Annotated in this window: 22 protein-coding genes; 13 read left to right on the top strand and 9 right to left on the bottom strand. The window is 72.8% G+C overall.

Annotated features, from left to right (window positions below; genetic code table 11):
* Positions 1-106: 106 nt before the first annotated feature.
* Genes Y09_RS11540 through Y09_RS11520 form a run of 5 tightly spaced genes read right to left on the bottom strand, consistent with a single transcriptional unit; the run spans position 107 to position 4,664 of the window.
* Positions 107-1,099 (bottom strand): MoxR family ATPase, encoded by a 993-nt coding sequence (locus Y09_RS11540; protein WP_053917844.1) that lies wholly within the window; start codon positions 1,097-1,099, stop codon positions 107-109.
* Entirely contained in the window at positions 1,096-1,599 is a 504-nt protein-coding gene (locus Y09_RS11535) for a hypothetical protein (RefSeq protein ID WP_053917843.1), read from the bottom strand. The genes Y09_RS11540 and Y09_RS11535 overlap by 4 nt, the downstream gene beginning before the upstream one ends.
* Complete coding sequence (locus tag Y09_RS11530) at positions 1,596-2,348, bottom strand: DUF4129 domain-containing protein (protein WP_053917842.1); 753 nt, start codon at positions 2,346-2,348, stop codon at positions 1,596-1,598. The genes Y09_RS11535 and Y09_RS11530 overlap by 4 nt, the downstream gene beginning before the upstream one ends.
* Positions 2,345-3,622, bottom strand: coding sequence for a 50S ribosomal protein L11 methyltransferase (locus Y09_RS11525; RefSeq protein WP_082358794.1), 1,278 nt, complete (start codon positions 3,620-3,622; stop codon positions 2,345-2,347). The genes Y09_RS11530 and Y09_RS11525 overlap by 4 nt, the downstream gene beginning before the upstream one ends.
* A 55-nt stretch (positions 3,623-3,677) precedes the next feature.
* Positions 3,678-4,664 carry an NADP-dependent oxidoreductase gene (locus Y09_RS11520; RefSeq protein WP_053917868.1) on the bottom strand — a complete coding sequence of 329 codons (987 nt, stop codon included), beginning with the start codon at positions 4,662-4,664 and terminating at the stop codon, positions 3,678-3,680.
* A gap of 204 nt (positions 4,665-4,868) precedes the next feature.
* Here Y09_RS11520 and Y09_RS11515 point away from each other — a divergent pair, with 204 nt between their 5' ends.
* On the top strand, positions 4,869-6,146 hold the full coding sequence (locus tag Y09_RS11515) for a molybdopterin molybdotransferase MoeA (RefSeq protein ID WP_053917841.1): 1,278 nt from the start codon (positions 4,869-4,871) through the stop codon (positions 6,144-6,146).
* Positions 6,147-6,183: 37 nt separating this feature from the next.
* On the opposite strand, the gene Y09_RS11510 is transcribed toward Y09_RS11515, so the two are convergent.
* On the bottom strand, positions 6,184-6,501 hold the full coding sequence (locus Y09_RS11510) for a hypothetical protein (RefSeq protein ID WP_053917840.1): 318 nt from the start codon (positions 6,499-6,501) through the stop codon (positions 6,184-6,186).
* A gap of 270 nt (positions 6,502-6,771) precedes the next feature.
* Between Y09_RS11510 and Y09_RS11505 the strand changes: the two genes are divergently transcribed.
* The 5 genes from Y09_RS11505 to Y09_RS11485 all read left to right on the top strand — a co-directional run bounded on the left by Y09_RS11505 (position 6,772) and on the right by Y09_RS11485 (position 14,068).
* Positions 6,772-7,764, top strand: coding sequence for an ABC transporter permease (locus Y09_RS11505; protein ID WP_040367497.1), 993 nt, complete (start codon positions 6,772-6,774; stop codon positions 7,762-7,764).
* A gap of 4 nt (positions 7,765-7,768) precedes the next feature.
* Entirely contained in the window at positions 7,769-8,776 is a 1,008-nt protein-coding gene (locus Y09_RS11500) for an ABC transporter permease (RefSeq protein WP_053917839.1), read from the top strand.
* A gap of 10 nt (positions 8,777-8,786) precedes the next feature.
* The gene (locus Y09_RS11495; RefSeq protein ID WP_053917838.1) at positions 8,787-10,550 is read left to right on the top strand and encodes an ABC transporter ATP-binding protein; all 1,764 of its coding nucleotides are present in this window, start codon (positions 8,787-8,789) and stop codon (positions 10,548-10,550) included.
* A gap of 291 nt (positions 10,551-10,841) precedes the next feature.
* Entirely contained in the window at positions 10,842-12,584 is a 1,743-nt protein-coding gene (locus Y09_RS11490) for an ABC transporter family substrate-binding protein (protein WP_053917837.1), read from the top strand.
* A gap of 227 nt (positions 12,585-12,811) precedes the next feature.
* Positions 12,812-14,068, top strand: coding sequence for a ThiF family adenylyltransferase (locus tag Y09_RS11485; RefSeq protein WP_053917836.1), 1,257 nt, complete (start codon positions 12,812-12,814; stop codon positions 14,066-14,068).
* 94 nt (positions 14,069-14,162) lie between these two features.
* Here Y09_RS11485 and Y09_RS11480 read toward each other — a convergent pair whose 3' ends face one another.
* Complete coding sequence (locus tag Y09_RS11480; protein WP_053917835.1) at positions 14,163-14,438, bottom strand: MoaD/ThiS family protein; 276 nt, start codon at positions 14,436-14,438, stop codon at positions 14,163-14,165.
* 10 nt (positions 14,439-14,448) lie between these two features.
* Positions 14,449-15,549, bottom strand: coding sequence for a GTP 3',8-cyclase MoaA (gene moaA / locus Y09_RS11475; protein WP_148639631.1), 1,101 nt, complete (start codon positions 15,547-15,549; stop codon positions 14,449-14,451).
* Positions 15,550-15,868: 319 nt separating this feature from the next.
* Between moaA and glp the strand changes: the two genes are divergently transcribed.
* The 4 genes from glp to Y09_RS11455 all read left to right on the top strand — a co-directional run bounded on the left by glp (position 15,869) and on the right by Y09_RS11455 (position 19,887).
* A complete protein-coding gene (gene glp / locus Y09_RS11470) occupies positions 15,869-17,182 on the top strand; it encodes a gephyrin-like molybdotransferase Glp (protein ID WP_053917834.1) in 1,314 nt (437 codons plus the stop codon).
* Positions 17,179-17,697: a cyclic pyranopterin monophosphate synthase MoaC gene (gene moaC, locus Y09_RS11465; RefSeq protein WP_053917833.1), complete on the top strand. Its 519-nt coding sequence runs from the start codon at positions 17,179-17,181 to the stop codon at positions 17,695-17,697. Before glp ends, moaC begins: the two co-directional genes overlap by 4 nt.
* A gap of 76 nt (positions 17,698-17,773) precedes the next feature.
* Positions 17,774-18,979: a molybdenum cofactor biosynthesis protein MoaE gene (locus Y09_RS11460; RefSeq protein WP_082358791.1), complete on the top strand. Its 1,206-nt coding sequence runs from the start codon at positions 17,774-17,776 to the stop codon at positions 18,977-18,979.
* 53 nt (positions 18,980-19,032) lie between these two features.
* Positions 19,033-19,887: a metallophosphoesterase gene (locus Y09_RS11455; protein ID WP_053917832.1), complete on the top strand. Its 855-nt coding sequence runs from the start codon at positions 19,033-19,035 to the stop codon at positions 19,885-19,887.
* 133 nt (positions 19,888-20,020) lie between these two features.
* Here Y09_RS11455 and Y09_RS17560 read toward each other — a convergent pair whose 3' ends face one another.
* Positions 20,021-20,185 (bottom strand): hypothetical protein, encoded by a 165-nt coding sequence (locus tag Y09_RS17560; protein ID WP_157998665.1) that lies wholly within the window; start codon positions 20,183-20,185, stop codon positions 20,021-20,023.
* A gap of 636 nt (positions 20,186-20,821) precedes the next feature.
* On the opposite strand from Y09_RS17560, the gene groES reads away from it, so the two are divergent.
* The 3 genes from groES (at position 20,822) to Y09_RS11440 (ending at position 23,761) form a co-directional block, all read left to right on the top strand.
* Positions 20,822-21,118 carry a co-chaperone GroES gene (gene groES, locus Y09_RS11450; RefSeq protein WP_010551191.1) on the top strand — a complete coding sequence of 99 codons (297 nt, stop codon included), beginning with the start codon at positions 20,822-20,824 and terminating at the stop codon, positions 21,116-21,118.
* Positions 21,119-21,121: 3 nt separating this feature from the next.
* The gene (gene groL / locus Y09_RS11445; protein WP_053917831.1) at positions 21,122-22,711 is read left to right on the top strand and encodes a chaperonin GroEL; all 1,590 of its coding nucleotides are present in this window, start codon (positions 21,122-21,124) and stop codon (positions 22,709-22,711) included.
* 348 nt (positions 22,712-23,059) lie between these two features.
* Positions 23,060-23,761 (top strand): hypothetical protein, encoded by a 702-nt coding sequence (locus Y09_RS11440; protein WP_053917830.1) that lies wholly within the window; start codon positions 23,060-23,062, stop codon positions 23,759-23,761.
* Positions 23,762-23,891 lie beyond the last annotated feature (130 nt).

Here is a 23,891-nt window from a genome sequence, read left to right as displayed (position 1 = left end):
GTCGTCCTCGCCGTCCTTGTTCCCGGCTCTCCCGAGTCTCCTGTCGCTCCTTCGGTCCCCGGTGCCCCCGAAGCCCTTTCCGCTGCGCCGTATCCCGCGGCCGGGCTCATGACGGGGACCGGGCCGGCTGCGGGGAGGCGACCGGCACCGGCACCTGCTCGAGGACCGCGTCGACGACGCCGGCGCCGGTCGCGTTCTGCAGCCACAGCTCGGGCCGGACGGTCACGCGATGGTCCAGCGCCGGATGCGCGAGCTCCTTGACGTCCTCCGGCACCACGTAGCCGCGGCCGCGGATCACCGCGAGGGCGCGGGCGCAGGTGATCAGAGCGAGGGTCCCGCGCGGCGAGGCGCCGACCAGGGCGTTCTGGTGACGCCTGGTCGCGGCGACGAGGTCCACGGCGTAGCGGCCCACGGCGTCCTCGACGTGCACCTCCTCGACCGCCGCCTGCAGGGCGAGCAGCTGCTCCGCGTCGAGCACCTGCGCGACGGTCTGCTCCTCGCGCCGGCGGTCGATCCGTCGGGAGACCACCTCCCATTCCTGCTCGGCGCTCGGATAGCCGAAGGACAGCCGCAGCAGGAAGCGGTCCAGCTGCGCCTCGGGCAGCGGATAGGTGCCCTCGTGCTCGATGGGGTTGGCGGTGGCGAGCACATGGAAGGGGACGGGCAGCGGACGGGTGGTGCCCTCGACGGAGACCTGTCGCTCCTGCATCGCCTCGAGCAGCGCCGACTGGGTCTTCGGCGGGGTGCGGTTGATCTCGTCGGCCAGCAGAAGGCCGGTGAACACGGGGCCGGGGCGGAACACGAACTCGCCGGTGCGCTGATCGAACACCTCGGCGCCGGTGAGATCGGCGGGCAGCAGGTCGGGGGTGAACTGGGCGCGGGCGAAGGGCAGGCCGAGCGCCTGGGCGAAGGAGCGGGCGGCGAGGGTCTTGCCCAGCCCGGGCAGGTCCTCGAGGAGGACGTGGCCGCCGGCGAGGAGTCCGGTGAGCACCAGCTCGAGGGACTGCCGCTTGCCGACGACGGCCGTCTCGACGGTGTCGAGCACGCGCCGTGCGGCGTCGGTCGCGGCGGTGGTGCTGAGGGCGGGGGTGGTGGTCATCGGGGCCTCTCCTCGCGCGGGGCGAGCTCGTCGAGATAGCGGTGCAGGGCTCTGCGGTCGATCGGCGGGAAGGGCTGCTGGGAGCCCTCCGCGGCGCGGGCGGCGCGGAGGAGCTCGGAGAGCTCCGGGCCGAGCGGCGGGGCGTCCGGGTCGCGAGCCCGTTCGTCGGCGATGTCGGCCAGGACCAGGGCGAGGGCGCGGCCGGTCATGCGGCGGTGCGGCTGCGCGCCGTGGATCAGGTCCTCCAGCCGTCGCACCCGCACGTCCTGGGCATGGGGGAGGGCGTAGTCGGCGTCGTGGTCGAGGCGCGGGGCTCTCGAGGGCTCGGCGCGGTCGGCGCCGACGTGGAGGAACCACCAGGCGGCCGCGGCGAGGAGGCCCAGCGCGATCGGCAGCGGCAGCGGGAGCACCAGGCCGATCAGCGCGAGAGCGAGGGTGAGCAGGACCGCGGCCGCCGTGGCCACGACGGTCCGCCACATCAGGCCCAGGAGGGTGTTCATGCGTCTGCGCCCCCGTCGTCGTCGCGGGGGCGCTCGCCGGTCGTACGGACCACGGCGGCGGCCTCGAGCCCCGCCGTGAGGCGATCCAGGCTCGTCATCGCGACGGCGCGGTCCTCCTCCGTGAGCGGCTCCGGATCGAACAGCGCCCGACGGTAGAGGGCGGCGAGGTCGTCGAGGGCGGCGCGGTCCAGGTCGAGCGCGGCCAGCACCTCCACGACGAACTCGAAGGTGGTGCGGGAGGGGTGCCGGGTGACGCCCGCCGCAGCGAGGGAGCGCTCCAGCGCCGTCCACGCCGCGATCACCGCGTCCTGCGCGTCGACCAGGCGGGCGAGCGGGTCCCGGGCCTCGGCGAGCGCGGTCCGGGCCTGCGCGGCGGTGAGCTCGTCCTCGGAGGCGGCGGTCGCCGGGGCCGGGGCGGGTCGGGCCAGCGCCCTCATCCGCACCGCGAGCCACACCGCGAGGACCGCGAGGGCCAGGCCGAGGAGGGAGAGCAGCACGAGCAGCGGGGCGGCGCCGAGCTCGGCCCGGGGCGGCCGGTCCGGGGCTTCCGGGGTGCTCCAGCCGGGGGCCGACCAGCCCTCGGCGGTCGGCGCAGGGGACGGCTCCTCCCGCTCCCTCGATCCGCCCGAGCTCGTGATCGGAGCACGCTCGGCGGCGGCCCCGAGGGCGACCGCGCCGAGTCCTCCCAGCGCGGCGAGGAGCAGCAGCAGGGCGATGACGCGACGCTGAGTCCCCCGGGCGGTGCTCACGGCCGATCGGGCTCCTCGCCGGGCGGTGCGGCGTGCGGGGAGGCGACCACGACGGACTGCTCCCCGTCGATGCGGGTGAGGATCAGCGTGGCGCGCTCCTCGCCGAAGCGGCGGGGCCGCAGCCTGCGACGCAGCTCGTCGGGCTCGACCGCGGTGCCGCGCTTCTTGATCTCGAGCACCCCGAGCCGGTGCTCGCGCAGGTAGGAGGTGAGGCGCTTGAGGCCGAAGGGCATCACATCCCGCACCGCGTAGCCCTTCGCGAAGGGGGTGGTGACGCGGCGCTCGGAGGTCAGGTACGCGATCGTGGGGTCCAGGGTGCGGCCGTCGATCCGGGCGGCGAGCTCCCCGATCAGCCCGGCGCGGATCACGGCGCCGTCGGGCTCGTAGAGGTGGTCGGCGAGCGGGCCGACGGCGGGGTCGCCGGCAGAGTCCGCGCCGCGGTCCAGACGGTGCGCGCCGTCGCGGCCGATCAGCACGGCGGAGGAGGCGATGCCCTCCCGGGCGAGCGGCCCGCACCAGGCGGTCGCCTCGAGCACCTGCCCGTGGAAGGACAGCCACTGCACCTCGACGTCGTCCGGCAGGGCGTCGCGGTCGTTGCCGGGGCCGAGCTTCGCGCCGAGCGGACCGGCGGCGCCGTCGCGGCCGAGGCGTCGGGCGAGGTCGAGCACGGCCGAGAGCGGCGGCTCGTACTCCTCGGGGTCGTGGAGGCGGCGGGAGCCGTCGCGGGCGGGGGCGCGTCGGGCAGGGTCCAGCCAGATCCCCTCGGTGTCGCGGGGGTCGTGGCCCTCCGCCCGGCCCAGGCGCGCGCTCGCGTTCGGGAAGGGGCGCAGGTTCACGGTGGCGACGGCGACGGTGACCGGATCGCGGTCCACCGCCTGGACGTCCAGGCCCAGCGCGGCCATCGCCATCGAGTCCCCGCCGATGCCGCAGCCGAGATCCGCGACGGAGGCGACTCCGGCGCGCTGGAAGCGCTCGGCGTGCAGCGCGGCGACCGGCAGGCGCGTGGCCTGCTCGAGGCCGTGCGGGGTGAACAGCATGGTGCTCGCGAACTCCCCGAACTTCTCCGCGGCGCGGGCGCGCAGACGGGACTGGGTGAGCACCGCGGAGACGAGCTCGGGGGAGTGGCCTGCCTCGCGCAGGCGGGTCGAGACCCGCAGCGCCTCCTTCTCCTCGTAGGGCGGAAGGGCGTTCAGCAACGCCCACCCGGAGGGCTGCAGCACGGGCTCGATCCCGCGCATCGCGGCAGCGGCGTCATCGGAGGTGGGGGCGACCATCGTGCCAGCGTACCGCCCATGCCGCGGCGCCGACCGTCGCGGCACGGGTCGTCGCTCAGGCGCGCACGTCCAGGACGAGCTTGCCGCGGGTGTGGCCCTCCTCGAGCCGGCGGTGCGCCTCGGCGATCTGCGCCAGTGGCAGCACCTCGGAGACCTCCAGCGGATAGCGGCCTGAGCGGATGCCCTGGGCGAGGCGATCCAGCCGGTCCCGTCCCGGCACGATCGACGGCACCCGCGCCTCGATACCGCGCTCGAGGGCAGGGGAGAGGTCGGCGAGGCTGGGCAGGGCGACGATGCGGCCGCCGTCGGCGAGCTGGTCCAGGCTCGGCAGGAAGGTCGAGTGGTAGTGGGTGTCCAGCACGACGTCGACGCCGCGCCCGTCGGTGAGGCGTCGGACCTCCTCGCCCCAGTCGCTCGTGTCGTACGGGATCGGGGTCGCGCCCAGCTCGCGGATCCGCTCGGCATTGGCCGCACGGCCGGTGGCGAGCACCTGGGAGGCCCCGGCCTCGAGCGCCATCGGGATCAGCAGCTGGCCCACGCCGCCGGTGCCGCCGTGGACCAGCACCGTCTCGTGCTCGGCGATCCGGGCGGTGTCCTGCACGACGGCGATCGCGGTGAGGCCGACGAGCGCCAGCCCGGCCCAGCGGGGCAGGTCCTCCTCGGCGGTCTCGCCGGGGATCGGGGCGAGGTCGTCGGCCGAGATCGCGATGACCTCGGCGGCGACGCCGCGGGAATCGTTCGGGCCGCGCATGCCGAACACGCGCGTGCCGACGGTGAGGCCGCGCGAGCCGAGCTCCGCCTCGTCCAGGCCGGAGCCCGCGCCGATCACGGTGCCGGCCATCTCACGGCCGGTCCCCGCGGGCAGCGCGAGGTCCTTCGCCCGGCCCGAGGAGCCGTCGCGGATCTTGTAGTCCAGCGGGTTCAGCCCCACGAAGCCGACCTGGACGAGGACCTCCTCGGGGCCCGGCTCGGGCACCGGGGCGTCGTGGTGGAGGGTCAGGACCTCGGGGCCCCCGAAGCTGTCGTATCGGATCTCGCGCATGCCCACCATGATGCACCTGCCGCTCTCCCCGTGGCCATGTCTGTGGACGGGTCGGCGGAGAAGCGGAGCGGCAGCGGCCGGAAGTCCGCGGCGAGCCAGCGACGGTCCCGTCTCCCGCGGCCGGGCATGGGGGATCATGGAGTCTCGCCCGCGGCGACATCGCCCGCCGTGACCTGCGCCGCGACCCGCCGCCGAAGGAGGACCATGAGTTCCGAGAGACTCTCGCCCTGGCAGTGGCGCGAGGAGATCGTCGCCGCGGTCGCGCCGCCGCGCCGCGCTGAGCGGGTGCCGCTCGAGCAGGCTCGCGGCCGGGTCCTCGCCGCCGCGGTGCGCAGCCCGGAGCAGGTCCCGGCGCTGCCGATCGCGGCGATGGACGGCTTCGCCGTGCGCCGGGCGGACCTCACCGTTCCCGGCACCACCGTGCTCCCGGTCGCGGCCGAGCTTCCGGCTCGCCCCGGCGAGGTCCCCGACCTGCCCTCGGGCAGCGCCGCCCGGATCATGACCGGCGCCCCCGTGCCCCGCGGCGCCGACGCCGTCGTCGAGGTGGAGGCGACCGACTCCGACCCCTTCGGTCCGGCCCCCGCCGTCGTCGCCCTCGCCCTCGAGAGCCTTCCCGTCCCGGGCCGTCACGTGCGCGGGGCGGGAGAGGAGATCCCGCTGGACGCGCCGCTGGCCCAGGCCGGGGACCGCGTCGGCGCGGGGCTCGTCGGACTCGCCCGGACGCTCGGGATCGACGCCCTTGAGGTGCTCCGCCCGCTGCGCGTCGCCGTGGTGGTCACGGGCGACGAGCTCACCGCGGACAGCTCCTCCGACCGACTCGGCGCGGACCCCCTGCCGGGTGCGGTGCGCGAGTCCAACGGGACGATGCTCGCCGCCGCCCTCGCCGCCGCCGGCGCGCACGCGCTCCCGCCCCGGCACAGCGGCGACGACCCGGCTGACCTGCGGGAGACGCTCGACGTCGCGGCCCGGGAGGCCGACCTCGTGCTCACCACCGGCGGGATCGGCCACGGCGCCTACGACGTGGTGAAGCTGCTGCTCGGCGAGCGAGGAGCGGGGACCTCCCGCTTCGCGCACCTCGCCCTGCGCCCCGGTGGTCCCCAGGGCCACGGCACGCTGCCCGGCGGCGTCCCCGTCGTGCACCTGCCGGGCACTCCCGTCGGCGCGCTGGTGGGCTACCACCTGTTCGTGCGCCCGCTGCTGGATCGCGACGGCGCCACGCCCCGACGGATGCTCCTGGGCGGGGAGGGGGACGGGCCCCGGCGCGGTCCCGCCGGCACCGTGCACGCCATGCCCGGGCGGCGGGAGGTCGTGGCCGATGGCCGGGAGGTCGTGCGCCTCGTGCCGGGTCGGCGGCTCGCCCCCTACGGACGGGCGGACGCGATGGTGCTCCTGGAATCGGCGGGGCCCGTCGGCGGCGCGGCGCCGGGGAGCGGCGAGTCCGCTGGTGCGCCGGAGCGGAGCGTGCTCGTCCTGGCGCTGTGACCTGCGGGGGGCCGGTGACCGCGGGTGAGCCGGGTCCTCAGCGACGCGAGGTGCCGGACTCCTCCAGCTGGTTCCGTCGAGCGTCCTGGGACCGCCGCGCCTGCTCGCGCCGGGCATGCCGGCGTCGGACGATCTCGCGGGTCCAGGAGGCCATCATCGAGATCGCAGCCCCGAGGGCGAGACCGAGGGACAGGGCGGCGAGCCAGGGGCTGTAGAGGAGCCCGGCGCCGAGGGCCAGGGCGAGGGCGCCGAGCCCGATGGGCCACGCGCCGACTCCCCGATGTCCGAGCAGATCGCTCAGCGCGATCGCGGCGACGATGCCGAGCGCGAGCACGAGCAGGTGCAGAAAGGTCACGATTCGAGCATAGCTTCGCCGCACCCCCGTACCCGTGGGTCAGTTTCGTCAAGCCGCGTCCATCGCAGGCGTTATGGTGTGCCGTGCCTGCCGAGAGACCTGGGCCACAACCGGGTCCCGGTTGTGCACGGCCGCCGGGTCGCCTCGACGTGACCGAGCGTGGTGCCGCCTCAGTGGGACGGGGCCCGCCCATGGCGAGCCCGCGACGACGAGACGGATGACGCAGGGAAGGGACCCGACGGATGATCAACAGCGTGTCGAGGGGGAAGCGTGATTAGGTTCGTCTCCCTCAGAGTGCTGACCTACGTGATCCTGGCGTTCGTCGCCACGAGCTTCGCGTACCTCCTGTCCGCCTCGCTCATGCATCCCGAAGAGGTGCTGTACCCGCCGATCGCGACGGAGCCGGTCCCGGCGGCGACCGCCCAGCACTACCTCGACGTGCGCAACGTCAACCCCGACACCCCGCTGTTCGAGCGGTACGCCAACTGGCTCGGCGGCCTCATCCGCGGTGACCTCGGCGTGACCACCGGCACGAACAAGTCGATGGTCCCGGTGCTCGACGAGCTGAAGACCCGGATTCCGATCAGCCTGCGCCTGGTCGTCCTCGGCACCGCGATCGGCACCGTGCTCGGCATCGTCCTGGGCATGCTCGCCGCGGTGCGCCGCGACTCGGTCGGCGACCGCCTCTCGACGCTGCTCGCCTTCTTCATCCTCTCCCTGCCCACCCCGGTGATCATCCTGATCGTCCAGCAGGCCAACCAGGGGATCATGGACCTCTCCGGCTGGGGGCTCCCGGCGATCAACCCGATCAACCCGCTGCTCGAACCGGGCTCCTGGGAGTCCTTCAAGTACCAGGCCAAGGCCCTGGTCATGCCCACGATCGTGCTGGCCGTCACCGCCGCCGCCTCCTACTCGCGGTACATGAAGGTGACGACCCTGGACGTGCTGGGCAGCGACTACCTCCGCACCGCTCGGGCCAAGGGCCTCACCCGCGGCAAGGCGATGAACCGCCACGGCCTGCGGATGGCGCTGATCCCCATGGGCCAGTACTTCGCCTTCGCCGTCGGCGGCGCGTTCTCCGGCTCGCTGTTCGTCGAGCTGATGTTCAACTGGCAGGGCATCGGCCGCTTCGCGATCTCCGCGATCCAGATGGCCGACGTCAACGGCACCGCCGGCGTCGTCCTGTACACGGCGATCCTGACCCTGCTCTCCGCCACCTTCGCAGACATCCTGCAGGGTGCGCTCGACCCGAGGATCCGGTGACACGATGACGAACCCCAACGACATCCGCGGCACCGAAGACGCTGCCGAGCTGCGCCGACGCACCGATCCCGAGGCGAACCCCGTCATCGGCTCCGGGGTCGACGACCCCGACGCCCAGCTCGACGAGAGCGCCGGACCGGCGATCGAGTCGCTCAGCCGCGGCGAGCTGCTGCGGCGACGGTTCCTGCGCAACCCGAGCGCATGGATCGGCATGATCATCTTCGCGGCGCTCGTGCTGATGGCGATCATCGGCCCGATGGTCTACCAGTACGGCCCCTTCGAGCGGGACCTGCGCAACGCCCTGACCGGCCCGAGCCCGTACCACTGGTTCGGCGTGAACGAGAACGGGCTGGACATCTTCGCCCGGACGATGCAGGGCCTGCGCATCTCGCTGGTCATCGGCATCGGCACCGCGGTCCTGACGACCTTCCTCGCTCTCCTCGTCGGCATCGTCGCCGGGTACGTGAGCCACAAGGGGAAGTGGGGCGCGTTCGTCGACGGTGCCCTGGTGAACCTCATCAACCTGTTCCTGGTGATCCCCTCGATCCTGCTGCTGATGCTGTTCAGCCCCGCGCTGCAGCAGGCGAGCTGGCTGTGGATGATCCCGCTGCTGGCGGGCTTCGCCTGGATGCTCACCGCCCGTGTGCTGCGCGCGATGACCCAGCAGCTGGTGCGCACCGAGTACGTCGAGGCGGCCCGGTTCATGGGCGTGAACCCGATCGTCACCATGACGCGGCACATCATCCCGAACATCGCCAGCTGGATCATCATCGACACCACGCTCGGCGTGAGCGCAGCGATCCTCGGCGAGACGGGTCTGTCGTTCATCGGATTCGGCATCCAGTACCCGCAGGTGTCCCTCGGCACCGTCCTGCAGGACTACAACATCTCCGCGCCCTATACCTGGATCCCGCCCGCGGTGGTGCTGGCCGCCCTGGTCATCTCCATCAACCTGATGGGCGAAGCGCTGCGCGACGCCCTCGACCCGACCAGCGGCTCCAGCCGGATCTGAGGAAGAAAGAATGTCCGAACCGATCCTTTCCGTGCGGGACCTGAGCGTCTCCTTCCCCTCCGAGTACGGGACCGTCCACGCCGTCCAGGACCTCAGCTACGAGGTGCACAAGGGCGAGGCCCTCGCCATCGTCGGCGAGTCCGGCTCCGGCAAGTCCGTCAGCTCCCTGGCCGTGATGGGGCTGCTGCCGCGCACGGCCGCCATCAGCGGCGAGATCGAGATGCTCGGCCACAGGATGTTCGAGCTCGACGACAAGCAGCTGTCGCGCCTGCGCGGCAACACGATCTCCATGGTCTTCCAGGACCCGCTCTCCGCGCTCACCCCGGTGTACCGGGTGGGGGACCAGATCGCCGAGGTGGTGCGGATCCACCATCCGGAGGTCTCCAAGGCCCGCGCCCGCCAGCGGGCCGAGGAGCTGCTGGACGCGGTGGGCATCCCCGAGCCCGGTCGTCGTGCGAGCCAGTATCCCCACGAGTTCTCCGGCGGCATGCGCCAGCGCGCGATGATCGCGATGGCGATCGCGAACGAGCCCGAGCTGATCATCGCCGACGAGCCCACCACCGCCCTGGACGTGACGATCCAGGCGCAGGTGATGGACCTGCTGAAGTCCGCGCAGGAGCTCATCGGCGCCGCGACGGTGCTGATCACCCATGACATGGGCGTGGTCGCGGGCTTCGCCGACCGGGTCCTGGTCATGAAGGAGTCGCGGATGGTCGAGCTCGGCACCGTCGACGAGATCTTCTACAGCCCCCGCGAGAAGTACACGCAGGACCTGCTGGCCGCCGTCCCGCGGGTCGACGCCGGCGAGGCGGGCGCCTCCCGCAGCGTCGCCGGCTCCGCGATGCAGAAGATCGCCGACCTCGGCGAGGACCGGCCGCCGCGCGAGGAGCTGCCGACGGTGCTCGAGGTCGAGGACCTGGCGAAGGTCTTCCCGATCACCAAGGGCGCGATCGTGCGGCGGAAGATCGGCGAGCAGCGCGCCGTGGACGGCATCTCCTTCGACATCCGCGAGGGGGAGTGCCTGGCGCTGGTCGGCGAGTCCGGCAGCGGGAAGACCACCACGCTGATGGAGATCATGCAGCTGCGCACCCCGCAGGAGGGGACCATCCGCATCGGCGGGAAGGAGACCGGTGCCCTGACCCGCAAGGAGCGGGCGACGCTGCGCTCCGACATCACGGTGGTCTTCCAGGACCCGATGGCCTCCCTCGACCCCAGGATGCCGATCGCAGACATCATCAAGGAGCCGATGCGCGTCCAGGGGTACAGCAAGCAGCGCATGGAAGAGCGGGTGGACTGGCTGCTGAAGATGGTGGGCCTGCTGCCCGAGCACGCCGCCCGCTTCCCCACCGAGTTCTCCGGCGGCCAGCGCCAGCGCGTCGGCGTGGCCCGCGCGCTCGCCTGCGACCCGAAGCTGATCATCCTCGACGAGCCCACCTCGGCTCTGGACGTCACCGTCCAGGCCGGCGTGCTCGCGATGCTCGCCGACCTCCGGGCACGGCTCGGGGTGAGCTTCCTGTTCGTCTCGCACGACCTCTCCGTGGTCCGCCACATCTCCGACCGCATCGCCGTGATGCAGAAGGGGAGGATCGTCGAGCTGGGCGACACCGAGGAGGTCTTCACGAACCCGCAGCATCCCTACAGCAAGGAGCTGCTCTCCGCGGTGCCGATCCCGGACCCCGAGGTGGCTCGCTCGCGGCGGCGAGAGGCCATCGACCGCAAGGCCTTCGAAGGAACTTTCGGCGGCTTCCTCGCGGACCGGGAGGACTCCAAGTGACCCTCCCCTGACCAGGGAGGACGCTCGAGACGACGGGCGGCGCGCACAGTGCGCCGCCCGTCGTCGGCGCGTCGGGAGAGGGGCCGTGCCGGGTCGGTCGCGGACAGATGCCCTGCATGTTGCGAACGGATAACAAGGGCGTTCCCGGTCCGCGTCGGGAACTCGCCGGTGACAGACTGCTCACACCGGCGAGAAGGGCGCGACCACGGTGGTCAACGCCGACCACATCTGCCGGGACAGTGCATCCAGCGGGCTCGATGATCTCGAGGACCGTGAGCGAAGGAGATTCATATGCGTGTGACGCGGCGTTCCATCCTGGGGGCGACGGCTCTGACCGTCTCGATGACCGCGCTGGCGGCGTGCAGCCAGGACCCGGGGACCGGCGGCAACGGCGGCGCCTCCGACGGCGGCGGCGAGGGCGAGCAGATCGCCTCCGACCAGAACGACATCAACCCCAAGGAGCGCGAGGAGATCGGCGAGGGCGGCGTGCTCCGCCTGGCCAACAACGCGTTCCCCGCGAACTGGAACCCATTCCACTCCGACGGCAACGAGGCCAACACCTCCGACATCCTGCGGACGATCTTCCCGCTCGAGGTGTGGTGGTCGAACGCTGCCGGTGAGGTCTCCGCGAACCCGCATTACACCAAGCGCATCGAGCTGACCTCCGAGGATCCGCAGGTCATGGAGATCGAGCTCAACGAGGGCATGAGCTGGTCCGACGGCACCCCGATCGACTACAAGTCGATCGAGAACGTCTTCAAGGTCATGGACGGCTCCCAGGAGGAGTACGCGATCGCGTCCTCCGAGGGCTACAACAAGGTCGAGAAGATCGAGCAGGGCGACAGCGACCTGATCGCCGTGATCACCTTCAAGGAGAAGTACGCCGACTGGATCGGCCTCGCTGCGGTCATGCCGGACTCCCTCGCCGAATCGGCCGAGGCCTTCAACACCGGCTGGCTCGAGGGGCCGCAGGTCACGGCCGGCCCCTTCAAGATCGGCAAGATCGACTCCGGCAACAAGACCGTGCTGGTCGAGCCCGACGAGAACTGGTGGGGCGACAAGCCGTTCCTCTCGCAGGTCCTGTTCACCACCATCGAGGATCCGGCCGCGACCGCGACCAGCTTCCAGAACGGCCAGCTGGACGTCATCGAGACCACCGTCCCGGCGACCTACTCGGTGGTCGAGCCGCTGATCGGCAACGGTGCGGTGCTCCGTCAGGCCGCGGGCCCGAACTGGACCCACATCACCCTCAACGGCGCCGAGGGCCGGCCGCTCGCCGACCAGGCCGTGCGCCAGGCGATCTTCCGTGCGATCGACCGCGAGGAGGTCTTCCTCTCGGTCAACGCCACGATGCCCTACCCGGAGAACACCGAGCCGCTGAACAACCACCTCCTGATGACCAACCAAGAGGGCTACCAGGACAACGCCGGCGACCTCGGCAGCTACGACCCCGAGGCCGCCAAGAAGCTGCTCGAGGACGCGGGCTACACCCTCAAGGGCGAGGGAGAGAGCCTCGTCGCCTCCAAGGACGGCACGCCGATCGAGATCACCTACGTCTACAACGACGGCTCGAAGACCAACGAGGCCGTGGTCCCGGTGGTCCAGGAGCAGCTCAAGGCTGTGGGCATCACCATGAAGGTCCAGAAGGTTCCGCCGACGGACCTCTTCTCGAAGTACGTCATCCCCGGCGAGTTCGACCTCACCCTCTTCGGTTGGGTCGGCGAACCGTTCCTCTCCTCCGGCGACTCCATCTGGAAGTCCGAGGGCGAGCAGAACTTCGGCAAGATCGGTGATCCGGACACGGACAAGCTCATCGATCAGGCCGCCGTCGAGACCGACCCGGCCGCGCGCCTCGAGCTGATCAACCAGATCGACGCGAACCTGTGGGAGCTCGCTGGGACGATCCCGCTGTGGCAGTCCTACGACTTCTTCGTCCAGAACGAGGACCTTGCGAACTTCGGCGCGTGGGGCTTCGAGCGGCCGGACTGGACCAAGATCGGCTACGCGAAGGGCTCCGCCAAGCTCGAGGGCTGAGCGGACGCACCCTGGGGACGGGGCCCCGGGCGGAGACGCCCGGGGCCCCGTCCCCGTTCGTGGGCGGATCCGGCTGGACTGCGGCGCCCGGACCGCGGGGCCGGACGTCGCGGTCCGTGCCCGACGTTCAGACACCTGGCCTCATGCTCTCGGCCCCGGGACGGCGCCCGCGGGACCTGCGGGACCGAGGTCGCACCTCACCGCGGGACGTGGGGGAGACTGAGCCCATGAGCTCCGCCGACCTGCCCGCCCCCGTTCCGCCCCGGATCCTGGACCGCGCCGTGCCGGCTGACCGGCCCGCGGCGCAGCGGCACGATCTCGGCCGGTACCTGCGCCAGATGCGGCTGCCGCAGCTGGGTGAGACCGGTCAGCGTCGCCTCGCCGGGGCGCGGATCGCCGTGATCGGCGCGGGCGGACTCGGCGCCCCGGCCCTGATCTATCTGGCGGCGGCGGGAGTCGGCGAGATCACCCTGTTCGACCCCGACACCGTCGACGCGACGAACCTGCATCGGCAGGTGCTGTTCACCGAGGCGGACCTCGGCCGGTCCAAGGCCGTCGCCGCCGCCGAGCACTTGCACGCGCAGTCGCCGCAGGTCTCGGTGCGCGCCGTGGTCGAGACCCTCACCCCCGCGAACGCCCTCGAGGAGCTCGCGGGCCACGACCTCGTCCTGGACGGGACCGACAACTTCCCCACCCGCTATCTCGCCTCCGACGCCTGCGAGATCCTCGACCTGCCGCTGGTGTGGGGCTCGATCCTCGCGTTCTCCGGACAGGTCAGCGTGTTCTGGGGCGCGGGCGGGCGCGGCGTCACCTATCGCGACGTCCACCCCGTCCCGCCGCGGCCCGGCGAGGTGCCCAGCTGCGCGGAGGCCGGGGTGCTCGGGATGCTCTGCGGCGTGATCGGCTCGACCATGGCGATGGAGGCCGTGAAGGTGCTCGCCGGGATGGGCGACGTGCTCTTCGGGCGCCTCGCCCTCTACGACGCGCTGCGCGCCCGGTGGGACGAGCTGCCGCTGCTCCGGGACCCGCAGCGCCTGCCGGTCACGGAGATCGAGGACGTGATGCTCACCTGCGGACTGCCGGGACCGACGGGCCCCGGCCGCGACGAGGTCACCGCCGCGGAGCTGCCAGCCCTGCTCGCGGCCGGGGCGCGGGTGATCGACATCCGCGAGGAGCGGGAGCTGGCCGAGGGCGGCATGATCGCCGGCGCCGAGCACGTCCCGATGGGGGAGCTGCTCCGACGTGCGGGCGGCAGTGCGGCGTCGGACGGGAACGGAGCCGCGGGCTCGGAGCGCGACGGCGCGGTGCCGGCGGTGGCGGTACCTGCAGACGCGGAGCTGTCGGGCGCGGTGCTGTACTGCGCGGCGGGCACGCGCTCGGCGAGCACGCAGAGGGCGCTCGCCGAGAGGGGGATCCGGGTGCGCTCGCTCACGGGCGGCTTCGACGGGATGGCCGGCAGCGGGGTCGAGATCCAGCGGCTCTGACGCGGCCCGGCAGGGCGCGACCCCTGCCGCCGGGCAGGACCCGGGCTCAGCTGTCAGGAAGCGCCCGGGCTCAACCGTCGGGCAGCGTGCGGGCTCAGCCGCCGGCGAAGGGCGGGAGCACGTCCACGCGGGTGCCGGGGGCGAGGGCACGATCGTGATCGGCGCAGGCTACGCCGTCGACCAGGAGGCTCGACCGGCCGATCACCCGGGCCGCCTCCGGGGAGGCGCCAGCGATGAGGGCCTGGACGAGCTCGCCCACGGTGCGGGCGCGCACGGTCGCGTCGTCGGCCCCGAACTCGGCGGCCGCGCCCGCGAACAGGCGCACCGCGATCTCGGGCACGGTGGTGTCGGTGGCACGGGTGTGGGTCATGGGGTCCTCCTCATCCGCCGATCGCGCTCATCGGGCGCTCCGGCTGCACGAAATCGGCCCGGTCCATGCCGTGGCCGGCCTTCTTGCCCCACTGGGCGGCGCGCCAGATGTCGGCGATCGCCTCGTCGTCCGCTTCCGAGCGAAGGGCTGTGCGCAGGTCGGTCTCCTCGCGGGAGAACAGGCAGGTGCGCACGCGGCCCTCGGCGGTCAGGCGGGTGCGGCGGCAGTCGGCGCAGAAGGGGCGCGTCACCGAGGCGATGATCCCCACCCGGCCCCGGTGCAGGCCGGTGGCGCGGTCGGCGACCTCGTACAGCTCGGCGGGCGCGCCGTCGCGCGGCTCGGCGACCGGGGCGAGCGCGTAGCGGGGCGCGAGCATCTCGTGCACGTCCCCGGCGGTGATCATGGTCGAGCGCTCCCAGCGGTGGTCCGCGTCCAGCGGCATCTGCTCGATCACCCGCAGCTGCAGGTCGCGCTCGAGGCACCAGTCCAGCAGGTCGGGCAGCTCGTGGTCGTTGATCCCGGGCATCAGCACGGCGTTGACCTTGATCGGGTCCAGGCCCGCCGCGCGCGCCCCGTCGATCCCGGCGAGCACACGGTGCAGCAGAGGCCTGCGGGTGAGGCGCTCGAAGGTCTCCGAGACCACCGAGTCGAGCGAGACGTTGATCCGGTCGAGCCCCGCTTCCCGCAGCCGCTCCGCGCGATGGTCCAGGCCGATCGCGTTGGTGGTCAGGGAGATGTCGGGGCGGCGCTCGAGGGAGGCGACCCCGGCGATGATCTCCTCGAGATCGGGCCGGGTCAGCGGCTCCCCGCCGGTGAAGCGCACCTGCTCGATGCCGAGCCGCTCCACCCCGATGCGCACCAGGCGCACGATCTCCTCGACCGAGAGCAGCTGGTCCTTCTTAAGGAACACCATCCCCGACTCGGGCATGCAGTAGGTGCAGCGCAGGTTGCAGAAGTCCGTCAGCGACAGGCGCAGGTCCGTGGCCTCGCGTCCGAAGCGGTCCGCGAGCGCCGGGGTGTCCGGTCGGTCGGTGGTGTCCGGGAGCGCGCCAGCCGCCTCGTCGGTGCGGCGCGGCACCGGGATGCCGAGGGAGACCCGTCGAGACGACATGCGCGCACCTCCTGCTCAGCGGCCCGGCAGCTCCGGGGTCCCTCCAGGATAGGACGGCTCGGCGGGACGGGGGCGGGGTTTCGGGGTGGGACCGGGCACGGACGCGACACGGAGCGAGCGCGGACCGGGCGCCGACCGCGCGCTGATCGGACACGGACGGGGTCAGGGACGAAGCCGGACCGGGCTGGGCAGGGTCGGGGCGGGACCGGGCCCTGACGAGAGCTCCGCGCACGGGCCGGTCGGGCAGCGGCGGTCGAGAGCGCCATACTGGAGGGGACCAGGACGGGCCGATGAGGCACAGGAGAAGGAGGTCCGAGCGATGACCGGTGCGCAGCGCAGCCCGCTGGCCGACCACGTGGCCGACGCCGTCGCACTGCTCGCCGCCGTGCGGGCGACCGAGCCGGTCGCGCTGGACGGCCGGGCCGTCGGCCGCGTCGCCGCCCGGCCGCTGCGCTCGCACGTGGACGTGCCCGGGGTGGACAACTCGCAGATGGACGGCTTCGCCGTCGCGTCGACCGATCTCGCGGGCCCCGGTGCCGCGGTGACGCTCCCGCTCGGGCCGACGATCGCTGCCGGCGATGCGCCGGGCCGGCTCGAGCCCGGGCAGGCGCGGCCGATCATGACCGGTGCGCCCGTCCCGGACGGCGCGGACCTCGTGGTCCCGGTCGAGGAGAGCGCCCAGGGGCGCTTCGACACCGGCGGCGCGGGGGCCGAGGGAGGCGGAACGAGTGCCGGAGGACCGGACGCCGCGCACGGCGCTGATCCGGCGACCGTGACGCTCACGCCGGCCGATGCCGCACCGGGCCGCTTCGTGCGCCGCCGCGGCTCCGATACCCACCGCGGGGACACCGTGCTGCGCGAGGGGCAGATGCTCACCCCCGCGCGGATCGCGCACCTCGCCGCCTGCGGCCTGAGCGAGGTCGAGGTGGGGGCGCCGGTGCGGGTCGTGGTGCTCTCGACCGGTTCCGAGGTGCGCGGCCCCTCGGGTGCGGAGCCCGCCCCCGGCACCCTCCATGACGCGAACGGACCCGGACTCGCCGCCGCGCTCACCGAGGCAGGTGCCGAGGTGGTCCACCGCGGCGCCGTGCCCGACGACGCGACGCTGCTGCTGGAGCGACTGCGCGACGAGGTCCTCGCGCACGACGCCGACCTGATCGTCACCAGCGGCGGAGTGAGCATGGGGGCCTTCGAGGTGGTGCGCCACGCCGCCGCGCTGCCCGGGACGACCCTCGCCTTCCCCACCCTCGCGATGCAGCCCGGAGGCCCCCAGGGCATCGGCACCCTCGAGGTGGACGGGCGGCGCGTGCCCTGGCTCGCCTTCCCCGGCAACCCCGTCTCCGCGCTGCTGAGCTGCGAGCTGATCGCCCGCCCCGCCCTCGGCGCCCCGCCGCGCCGACGTCTGCGCCTGCCCGTCCGCCTCGAGGCCGAGGAGTCCTCGCCCGCGCAGCTGGAGCAGTACCGTCGAGCGCGGGTCCTGCCCTCGGGCGCCGTGCGGCTGGTCGGCGGCGCATCCTCGCACCTGATCGGCGGGTACGCCGCGGCCGATGCGCTCGCGATCGTCCCCGTCGGCACCGCCGTCGTGCGCGACGGAGACCTGCTCGAGACCCTGCTGATCCCCGGAGGAGACTCATGACCACCGCCCCCGACCCTGTCGGCCGGTCGACCGACGCGGGCGAGCTCTCGCACGTGCGGGCCGACGGCACCGCCCACATGGTCGACGTGACCGCCAAGCAGGTCACCTCCCGCGAGGCGACCGCCCGCGCCGTCCTCGTCACCCGCGAGGACGTGGTGGCCCGGATCGCGAGCGGCGACCTGCCCAAGGGCGAGGCGCTCGCCACTGCGCGCCTGGCCGGGATCATGGGCGCCAAGCGCACCGCCGAGCTGATCCCTCTGTGCCACCCGCTGCCGCTGACCGGCATCGAAGTCGACCTCGACCCGCGCGGCGACCGCGTCGAGATCACCGCGAGGGTGCGCACCAAGGGCGTCACCGGCGTCGAGATGGAGGCGCTGACCGCGGCGAGCACCGCCGCGCTGACCCTCTACGACATGATCAAGGCCGTGGACCACCTCGCCGTCATCGAGGAGATCCGGGTGCTCGCGAAGTCCGGCGGCAAGAGCGGGGACTGGCGCCGCGAGGAACCGCGATGACCGCGCGCGACAGGCGATGGCCGCGCATGATGAGCGATGACTGCGCGCCACGAGCGATGACGCAGGAGGAGGAACGATGAGGCAGATGCCCGCCCAGCGCACCGACGAGGACTGCGCGGTGCGCGAGGACCCGGATGCGCCGCCGCTCCTGCACGGCAGCGCCCGGATCATCATCGCCTCGACCCGCGCGGCCGACGGCACCTACGAGGACCGCACCGGCCCGCGGCTCGAGCGATGGCTGTGCGGGCGGGGCCTGGCCCCCGTCGAGAAGCAGGTCGTGGCCGACGGCCCCGAGGTGGGCCGCGCGCTCGCCGAGGCGGTCGCCGAGGGCGTCGACGTGGTCATCACCTCCGGCGGCACCGGCATCAGCCCCACCGACGTCACCCCCGAGCAGACCGCGCCGCTGATCGAGCGGGAGATGCCCGGGATCCTCGAGGCCGTGCGCCGCCGGGGCGAGTCGGCGAAGGCCACCGCCCTGCTCAGCCGCGGCATCGCCGGGATGGCGGGACGGAGCTTCGTGGTGAACCTGCCGGGCTCCCGCGGCGGCGTGAAGGACGGCATCGCCGTGATCGATTCGCTGCTGGACCACCTGCTCGAGCAGCGCGACGGAGGGGACCACGGGCCGGAGGGCGAGGCGAGGGCCGACGGATCCGACGACTCCGCCCGCGTTGCCACGACCACGGCGGCGATGAGCGAGTCCGGCTCGTTCGCGGGGGCGACGGATCCAGCGACCCCGTCGGACCAGGCCGATCCGACTCGCGGGACGACCACCTTCCCGGCGGACGGTGCCGACGAGCGCGGCGACGCCGCGGCCCGGGGGCTGCGGATCGCGGGAGACCCCGCGATGGGGGAGGCTCCGCAGCGGGTGCGGCATGCCGCGGTCGGCACCGAGGAGATCACCGTGGCCGCCATGGCGGCAGCCGTCGCCGACCCGCGCTGCGGCGCCGTGGTCACCTTCGACGGCGTGGTGCGCGACCACGACGGCGGGCGCGGCGTGGACCGGCTCGAGTACACCTCCCACCCCTCCGCCCCCGCCGTGATCGCCCAGGTCGCCGCCGAGATCGCGGAGCGCTATCCGGACGTCCTCGTCGCGGTCGCCCATCGCGTCGGGCCCCTCGCCATCGGGGACTCCGCCCTCGTGTGCGCGATCGCGGCCCCGCACCGCAAGCAGGCCTTCATCGCCTGCGACGAGCTCGTGGACACCGTCAAGCAGCGCGTCCCGATCTGGAAGCACCAGGTCTTCGACGACGGCGCGAGCGAATGGGTGGGGGCGCTGGGCTGAACCCGGTCGACTCCGACACCTGCGCGACACCTGCGGCCGCTACCGTTCCCGGCATGCGCATCCTGCACCTGACCGACACGCACCTCTACGGCGATCCGTCCGCCCGCCACTACGACCGGATCGACACCGCCGACGCCCTGCGCGGGCTCCTGTCCCGTCTGGAGGGCCTCACAGGCATCGACGCCGTGGTCCACACCGGTGACGCGTCCGAGGACGGCACCGCCGAGAGCTACCGCCTGCTCCACGAGATCCTCGACCCCTTCGCCGCCGCTCTCGACGCGCCGCTCGCGATCGTCATGGGCAACCACGACGTCTCCGCCGTCTACGGCGAGGCGGTCGCCCCGGGGGAGCGGATCGCGCCGAGCCAGGACCGGGTCGTGCCGCTCGGCGGTGGGGCCCGCGTGGTCGTGCTCGACTCGAGCGTCCCCGGCGCCGGCTACGGCCACCTCGATCCCGAGCAGCTGGACTGGCTGCGTGGCGTTCTCGCCGAGCCCGCTCCCGGCGGGACCGTGCTCGCCATCCACCACCCGCCGCTCGTCGCCGCGACCCCGCTGCTGCGCGGACTGGACCTCGACGGGCTCGACGAGCTCGCCGCCGTGCTCGACGGCTCCGACGTGCGGATCGTGCTCTCGGGCCACTACCACCACGAGATGACCGGCGAGATCGCCGGGATCCCGGTGCACGTCGCCCCCGGGATCACCAACGTGGTCGACCCCGTCGGGGCGGGCGCGGACGAGCAGTCGCTCGCCCTGTCCGGCATGAGCCTGGTGGAGCTGGGGGAGGGGGCGCCGCGCGTGGTCAGCTCGGTGTTCCCGAACGCCGGCGACACCCTCGCTGATGTGGAGCGCCCGGTCTACCGCTTCGCCCCCGAGCAGGTCGCACAGATCCTCGAGGCCGCCGGGCGCTGAGCGGCGGGACCTCGCCCGGCCGCTCCGGGGCCGGACACGGAGCGTCCTGGCGGCCGCGCCTTGCACGACGCCCCTGCAGGCACTGCTTGCAGGGGCGTCGTCGGCGGCGGCGCGAGGCGCCCGCCGGGGGAGATCAGTAGCCGAAGCCGTAGGGGCGGATGCCCTGGGAGCCGTGACGGGCGACGGAGGCGGTGGCATCGGCGCGATGGTCGCGGTGCGTGCCCGTCTCGACGATGTCCTGCGCGAGCTGGTCGTCGCGGCGACGGAGGGCGGAGCGGAGGGTGCGGATGAAGGCCATGGAGGATCTCCTCGGGTTCGGAGGGGTGTGAGCGTTGCGGACGGGCCCTGGATCGCAGGTGCGCCGTCGGTCTCGACATCCCCAGTCCTATCGCGCGCGGGGGCGTGGCGTCACGCCTTCGGGGACGATAAGTTATCGGGTTCACAAGAAGGGTGTGACCTGGGCATCCCTCGAGCCGCTCGGGGTGAGGGGGTGTCGAGAAAGCCGTGGCCTTCGAGCTAGGACCCTCGAGGCCGACCCCGAGGGGTTCGCGCAGCCCCAGGAGCGGAGCAGCCGAAGGAGCGGAGTTGGAGACGCGGCAGTCGGCTCGTCGTCAGCTCCATCGCCGCGCTCCCCGGGATCGCGGTGCCGGCGGAGCCGGGGAAGGTCGTGTGCGAGCGCGGCTCTCTCTTGGCGCGTGGCCTGCAGCGACGCGCGCAGCGCGACGCATCGAGCCGACGCCCGGCCCAGATTTAGCACTCGCCTTGCGTGAGTGCCAGCCCTCGTCCTAAAGTGGGTGCCGTTGGCAGTCGACGGCCGAGAGTGCCAGAAGCTGCTACGAGGGACCCGCCCCGGTCGGCACCGCGACGACGATCGGACCCGGGACCCGACCCCGAACTCATACAGAGTCAGTCTCTTCATGAAGGAGTGAGCCGCATGTCGGTCTCCATCAAGCCCCTCGAGGACCGCGTCGTCGTCAAGCCGCTCGAGGCGGAGCAGACCACCGCCTCCGGCCTGGTCATCCCTGACACCGCGAAGGAGAAGCCCCAGGAGGGCGAGGTCGTCGCCGTCGGCGCCGGTCGCTTCGACGACAAGGGCGAGCGTGTCCCCATGGACGTCAAGGTCGGCGACAAGGTCGTCTTCTCCAAGTACGGCGGCACCGAGCTCAAGTACGGCAACGAGGAGTTCCTGGTCCTCGGCGCGCGCGACATCCTCGCGATCATCGAGGCCTGAGCCATGGCCAAGGAGATCCTGTACAACGAGGACGCGCGCCGCGCGCTCGAGCGGGGCGTGGACAAGCTCGCCAACACCGTCAAGGTGACGCTCGGGCCCAAGGGCCGCAACGTCGTCCTCGACAAGAAGTGGGGCGCCCCCACCATCACGAACGACGGCGTGACCATCGCCCGTGAGATCGAGCTCGAGGATCCCTACGAGAACCTCGGCGCTCAGCTCACCAAGGAGGTCGCGACCAAGACCAATGACGTGGCCGGCGACGGCACCACCACCGCCACCGTCCTCGCCCAGGCCATCGTGCACGAGGGTCTGCGCAACGTCGCCTCCGGCGCGGCGCCCGCCGCCCTCAAGCGCGGCATCGAGAAGGCCGTCGAGGCGCTCTCCGAGAAGCTCGGGGAGATCTCGACCCCGGTCGACGGCAAGGCCCAGATCGCGTCGGTCGCCTCGGTCTCCAGCCAGGACCGCGAGATCGGCGACCTGCTCGCCGAGGCCTTCGACAAGGTCGGCAAGGACGGCGTCATCACGGTGGAGGAGTCCTCCACCACCGCGATGGAGCTCGACTTCACCGAGGGCATGCAGTTCGACAAGGGCTTCATCTCCCCGCACTTCGTCACCGATGCGGACCGCCAGGAGGTCGTCCTCGAGGACGCGCAGGTGCTGCTGCACCAGGGCAAGATCTCGGCCGTGGCCGACATCCTCCCGCTGCTCGAGAAGGTGGTGGAGAGCGGCAAGCCGCTGTTCATCATCGCCGAGGACGTCGACGGCGAGGCCCTGTCCACGCTGGTCGTCAACAAGATCCGCGGCGCCTTCAAGGGAGCGGCCGTCAAGGCTCCCGCCTTCGGCGACCGCCGCAAGGCCATGCTCCAGGACATCGCCGTGCTCACCGGCGCCCAGGTCGTCACCTCCGACCTCGGCCTGGACCTCAAGACCGTCGACACCGACGTGCTCGGCCACGCCGGCCGCGTCGTCGTCACCAAGGATTCGACCACCATCGTGGGCGGGGCCGGCGACGACCAGGCCGTGGCCGATCGCGTCGCGCAGATCCGTGCCGAGATCGAGAACACCGACTCCGACTGGGATCGCGAGAAGCTCCAGGAGCGCCTCGCGAAGCTGGCCGGCGGCGTGTCCGTGATCAAGGTCGGGGCTCACACCGAGGTGGAGCTCAAGGAGAAGAAGATGCGCATCGAGGACGCGGTCTCCGCGACCCGCGCTGCCATCGAGGAGGGGATCGTCGCCGGCGGCGGCTCCGCCATCGTGCAGGCGTCCTCCGTGCTGGTCGACGACCTCGGCCTGACCGGTGACGAGGCCGTGGGCGTGCGCGCCGTGGCCCGTGCGGTCGTCGAGCCGCTGCGCTGGATCTCCGAGAACGCGGGCCTCGAGGGCTACGTCGTCGTCGAGAAGGTCAAGGAGGCGCAGGTCGGCACCGGCCTGAACGCCGCGACCGGCGAGTACGTCGACCTGGTCTCCGCCGGCATCATCGACCCGGTCAAGGTCACTCGTTCCGCCCTGCGGAACGCGGCCTCGATCGCGGGCCTGGTGCTGACCACCGAGACGCTGGTCATCGAGAAGAAGGACGAGGACGAGGAGGCCTGATCCTCCGAGTCGACGACCGGCATCCGCCGATCGCGTCCGACCCGACGGGGCGGGCGGTGCAGGGAGACCCGCGCCGCCCGCCCCGTCGTCGTGCGCGCGGGGCCATGCCCTTCGACTGGACCGAGCTCGCAGGGACCGAGCTGCCCGTGACCGGCGCGGGGAGCGCGAGGAGGACCCTTGCGCCCGGCCCTCCCATGACGTGCCCGTCGACTCTGCTCCCACCAGGGCCGACGGGCACGTCCGTTCCTCGGGTCAATCCCCTCGCCGGTCCTGTGCGAGTCCTAAGATGAGCGGACCCGGCCGGGATGCGCCGGGACCGTCCTGGGAACGAGAGCCGGAGGAGCAGTGGTGACGAGCACGCCGGACACGCTGCCCCCAGCCGCCGGAGGGGACCTCCCCACGCGGACCTACGGGCCGCCCGCCGCCGTGGTGATCGGGGCGCTGATCATCGGTCTCGTGTTCACCGTCGTGCTCGAGTTCCTCGTGATCATCAGCTTCGTCGGGCAGCGGCTCTGGCGCCATCCGGAGCTCATGCACGATGCCCTGTTCACCCTCCCGCTGGTGCTGTGGGTGCTGGTCGCCGTCGTCTCGAGCGTGATGACCCTGCGGGTGGTGACTCTGTGGCTGCAGCTGGACGAGGACGGCTTCGAGCTGCGCAGTCTCTTCCGGCCCACGCGCAGGGCCCGCTGGGACGAGGTCGGCTCCGTGATCGCGGTGCGGGACATCGCCCGCGGCTCCGGTCCCACGGAGATGCTCGACCCGCCGGAGACCGCCTACGACGGCGTCTACGTGCTGGACCACCAGGGCCGACGGCTCCTCGCCGTCTCGAGCCGCTTCTTCGGCGAGAGGGCGCAGCGGATGGCGCTGCAGCGGGCACGCGAGGCGGGGATCCGCATCGAGCACATCGATGCGATCACCCCCGCCGAGCTGAGGCGCGAGGCCCCGCAGGCGCTGACCTTCGTGGACCGCCACCCCACGCTGCTGCTGTTCGCGTTGCTGGCGTTCTACATCGGCCACAACGTGCTGACCTTCGCCGTGTGGGGGCTGTGACGCCGCAGGGCCCGACGTCGACCGGGCGGTCGGCGGCCGGCCCGCCGAAGGAGGACCCATCGGGCGCGGCGCCGACGGGCGGGGCGCCGTCGGGCGCAGGGCCGACGGGCGGGGCGCGGACGGGCGGGCC

It is taken from the genome of Brachybacterium sp. SW0106-09 (assembly GCF_001293905.1).
In the GTDB taxonomy this organism is placed as follows: Bacteria; Actinomycetota; Actinomycetes; order Actinomycetales; family Dermabacteraceae; genus Brachybacterium; species Brachybacterium conglomeratum.
Note: the sequence above shows the minus strand (reverse complement) of the source record. Positions and strands in the feature narration are given on the sequence as shown.

Excerpts from the sequence above, each read along its gene's own strand:
- Y09_RS11540 (WP_053917844.1), bottom strand. The coding sequence starts at position 1,099 with ATGACCACCACCCCCGCCCTCAGCACCACCGCCGCGACCGACGCCGCA.
- Y09_RS11535 (WP_053917843.1), bottom strand. The coding sequence starts at position 1,599 with ATGAACACCCTCCTGGGCCTGATGTGGCGGACCGTCGTGGCCACGGCG.
- Y09_RS11525 (WP_082358794.1), bottom strand. The coding sequence starts at position 3,622 with ATGGTCGCCCCCACCTCCGATGACGCCGCTGCCGCGATGCGCGGGATC.
- Y09_RS11520 (WP_053917868.1), bottom strand. The coding sequence starts at position 4,664 with ATGCGCGAGATCCGATACGACAGCTTCGGGGGCCCCGAGGTCCTGACC.
- Y09_RS11515 (WP_053917841.1), top strand. The coding sequence starts at position 4,869 with ATGAGTTCCGAGAGACTCTCGCCCTGGCAGTGGCGCGAGGAGATCGTC.
- Y09_RS11500 (WP_053917839.1), top strand. The coding sequence starts at position 7,769 with ATGACGAACCCCAACGACATCCGCGGCACCGAAGACGCTGCCGAGCTG.
- Y09_RS11495 (WP_053917838.1), top strand. The coding sequence starts at position 8,787 with ATGTCCGAACCGATCCTTTCCGTGCGGGACCTGAGCGTCTCCTTCCCC.
- Y09_RS11490 (WP_053917837.1), top strand. The coding sequence starts at position 10,842 with ATGCGTGTGACGCGGCGTTCCATCCTGGGGGCGACGGCTCTGACCGTC.
- Y09_RS11485 (WP_053917836.1), top strand. The coding sequence starts at position 12,812 with ATGAGCTCCGCCGACCTGCCCGCCCCCGTTCCGCCCCGGATCCTGGAC.
- Y09_RS11480 (WP_053917835.1), bottom strand. The coding sequence starts at position 14,438 with ATGACCCACACCCGTGCCACCGACACCACCGTGCCCGAGATCGCGGTG.
- moaA (WP_148639631.1), bottom strand. The coding sequence starts at position 15,549 with ATGTCGTCTCGACGGGTCTCCCTCGGCATCCCGGTGCCGCGCCGCACC.
- glp (WP_053917834.1), top strand. The coding sequence starts at position 15,869 with ATGACCGGTGCGCAGCGCAGCCCGCTGGCCGACCACGTGGCCGACGCC.
- moaC (WP_053917833.1), top strand. The coding sequence starts at position 17,179 with ATGACCACCGCCCCCGACCCTGTCGGCCGGTCGACCGACGCGGGCGAG.
- Y09_RS11460 (WP_082358791.1), top strand. The coding sequence starts at position 17,774 with ATGAGGCAGATGCCCGCCCAGCGCACCGACGAGGACTGCGCGGTGCGC.
- Y09_RS11455 (WP_053917832.1), top strand. The coding sequence starts at position 19,033 with ATGCGCATCCTGCACCTGACCGACACGCACCTCTACGGCGATCCGTCC.
- Y09_RS17560 (WP_157998665.1), bottom strand. The coding sequence starts at position 20,185 with ATGGCCTTCATCCGCACCCTCCGCTCCGCCCTCCGTCGCCGCGACGAC.
- groES (WP_010551191.1), top strand. The coding sequence starts at position 20,822 with ATGTCGGTCTCCATCAAGCCCCTCGAGGACCGCGTCGTCGTCAAGCCG.
- groL (WP_053917831.1), top strand. The coding sequence starts at position 21,122 with ATGGCCAAGGAGATCCTGTACAACGAGGACGCGCGCCGCGCGCTCGAG.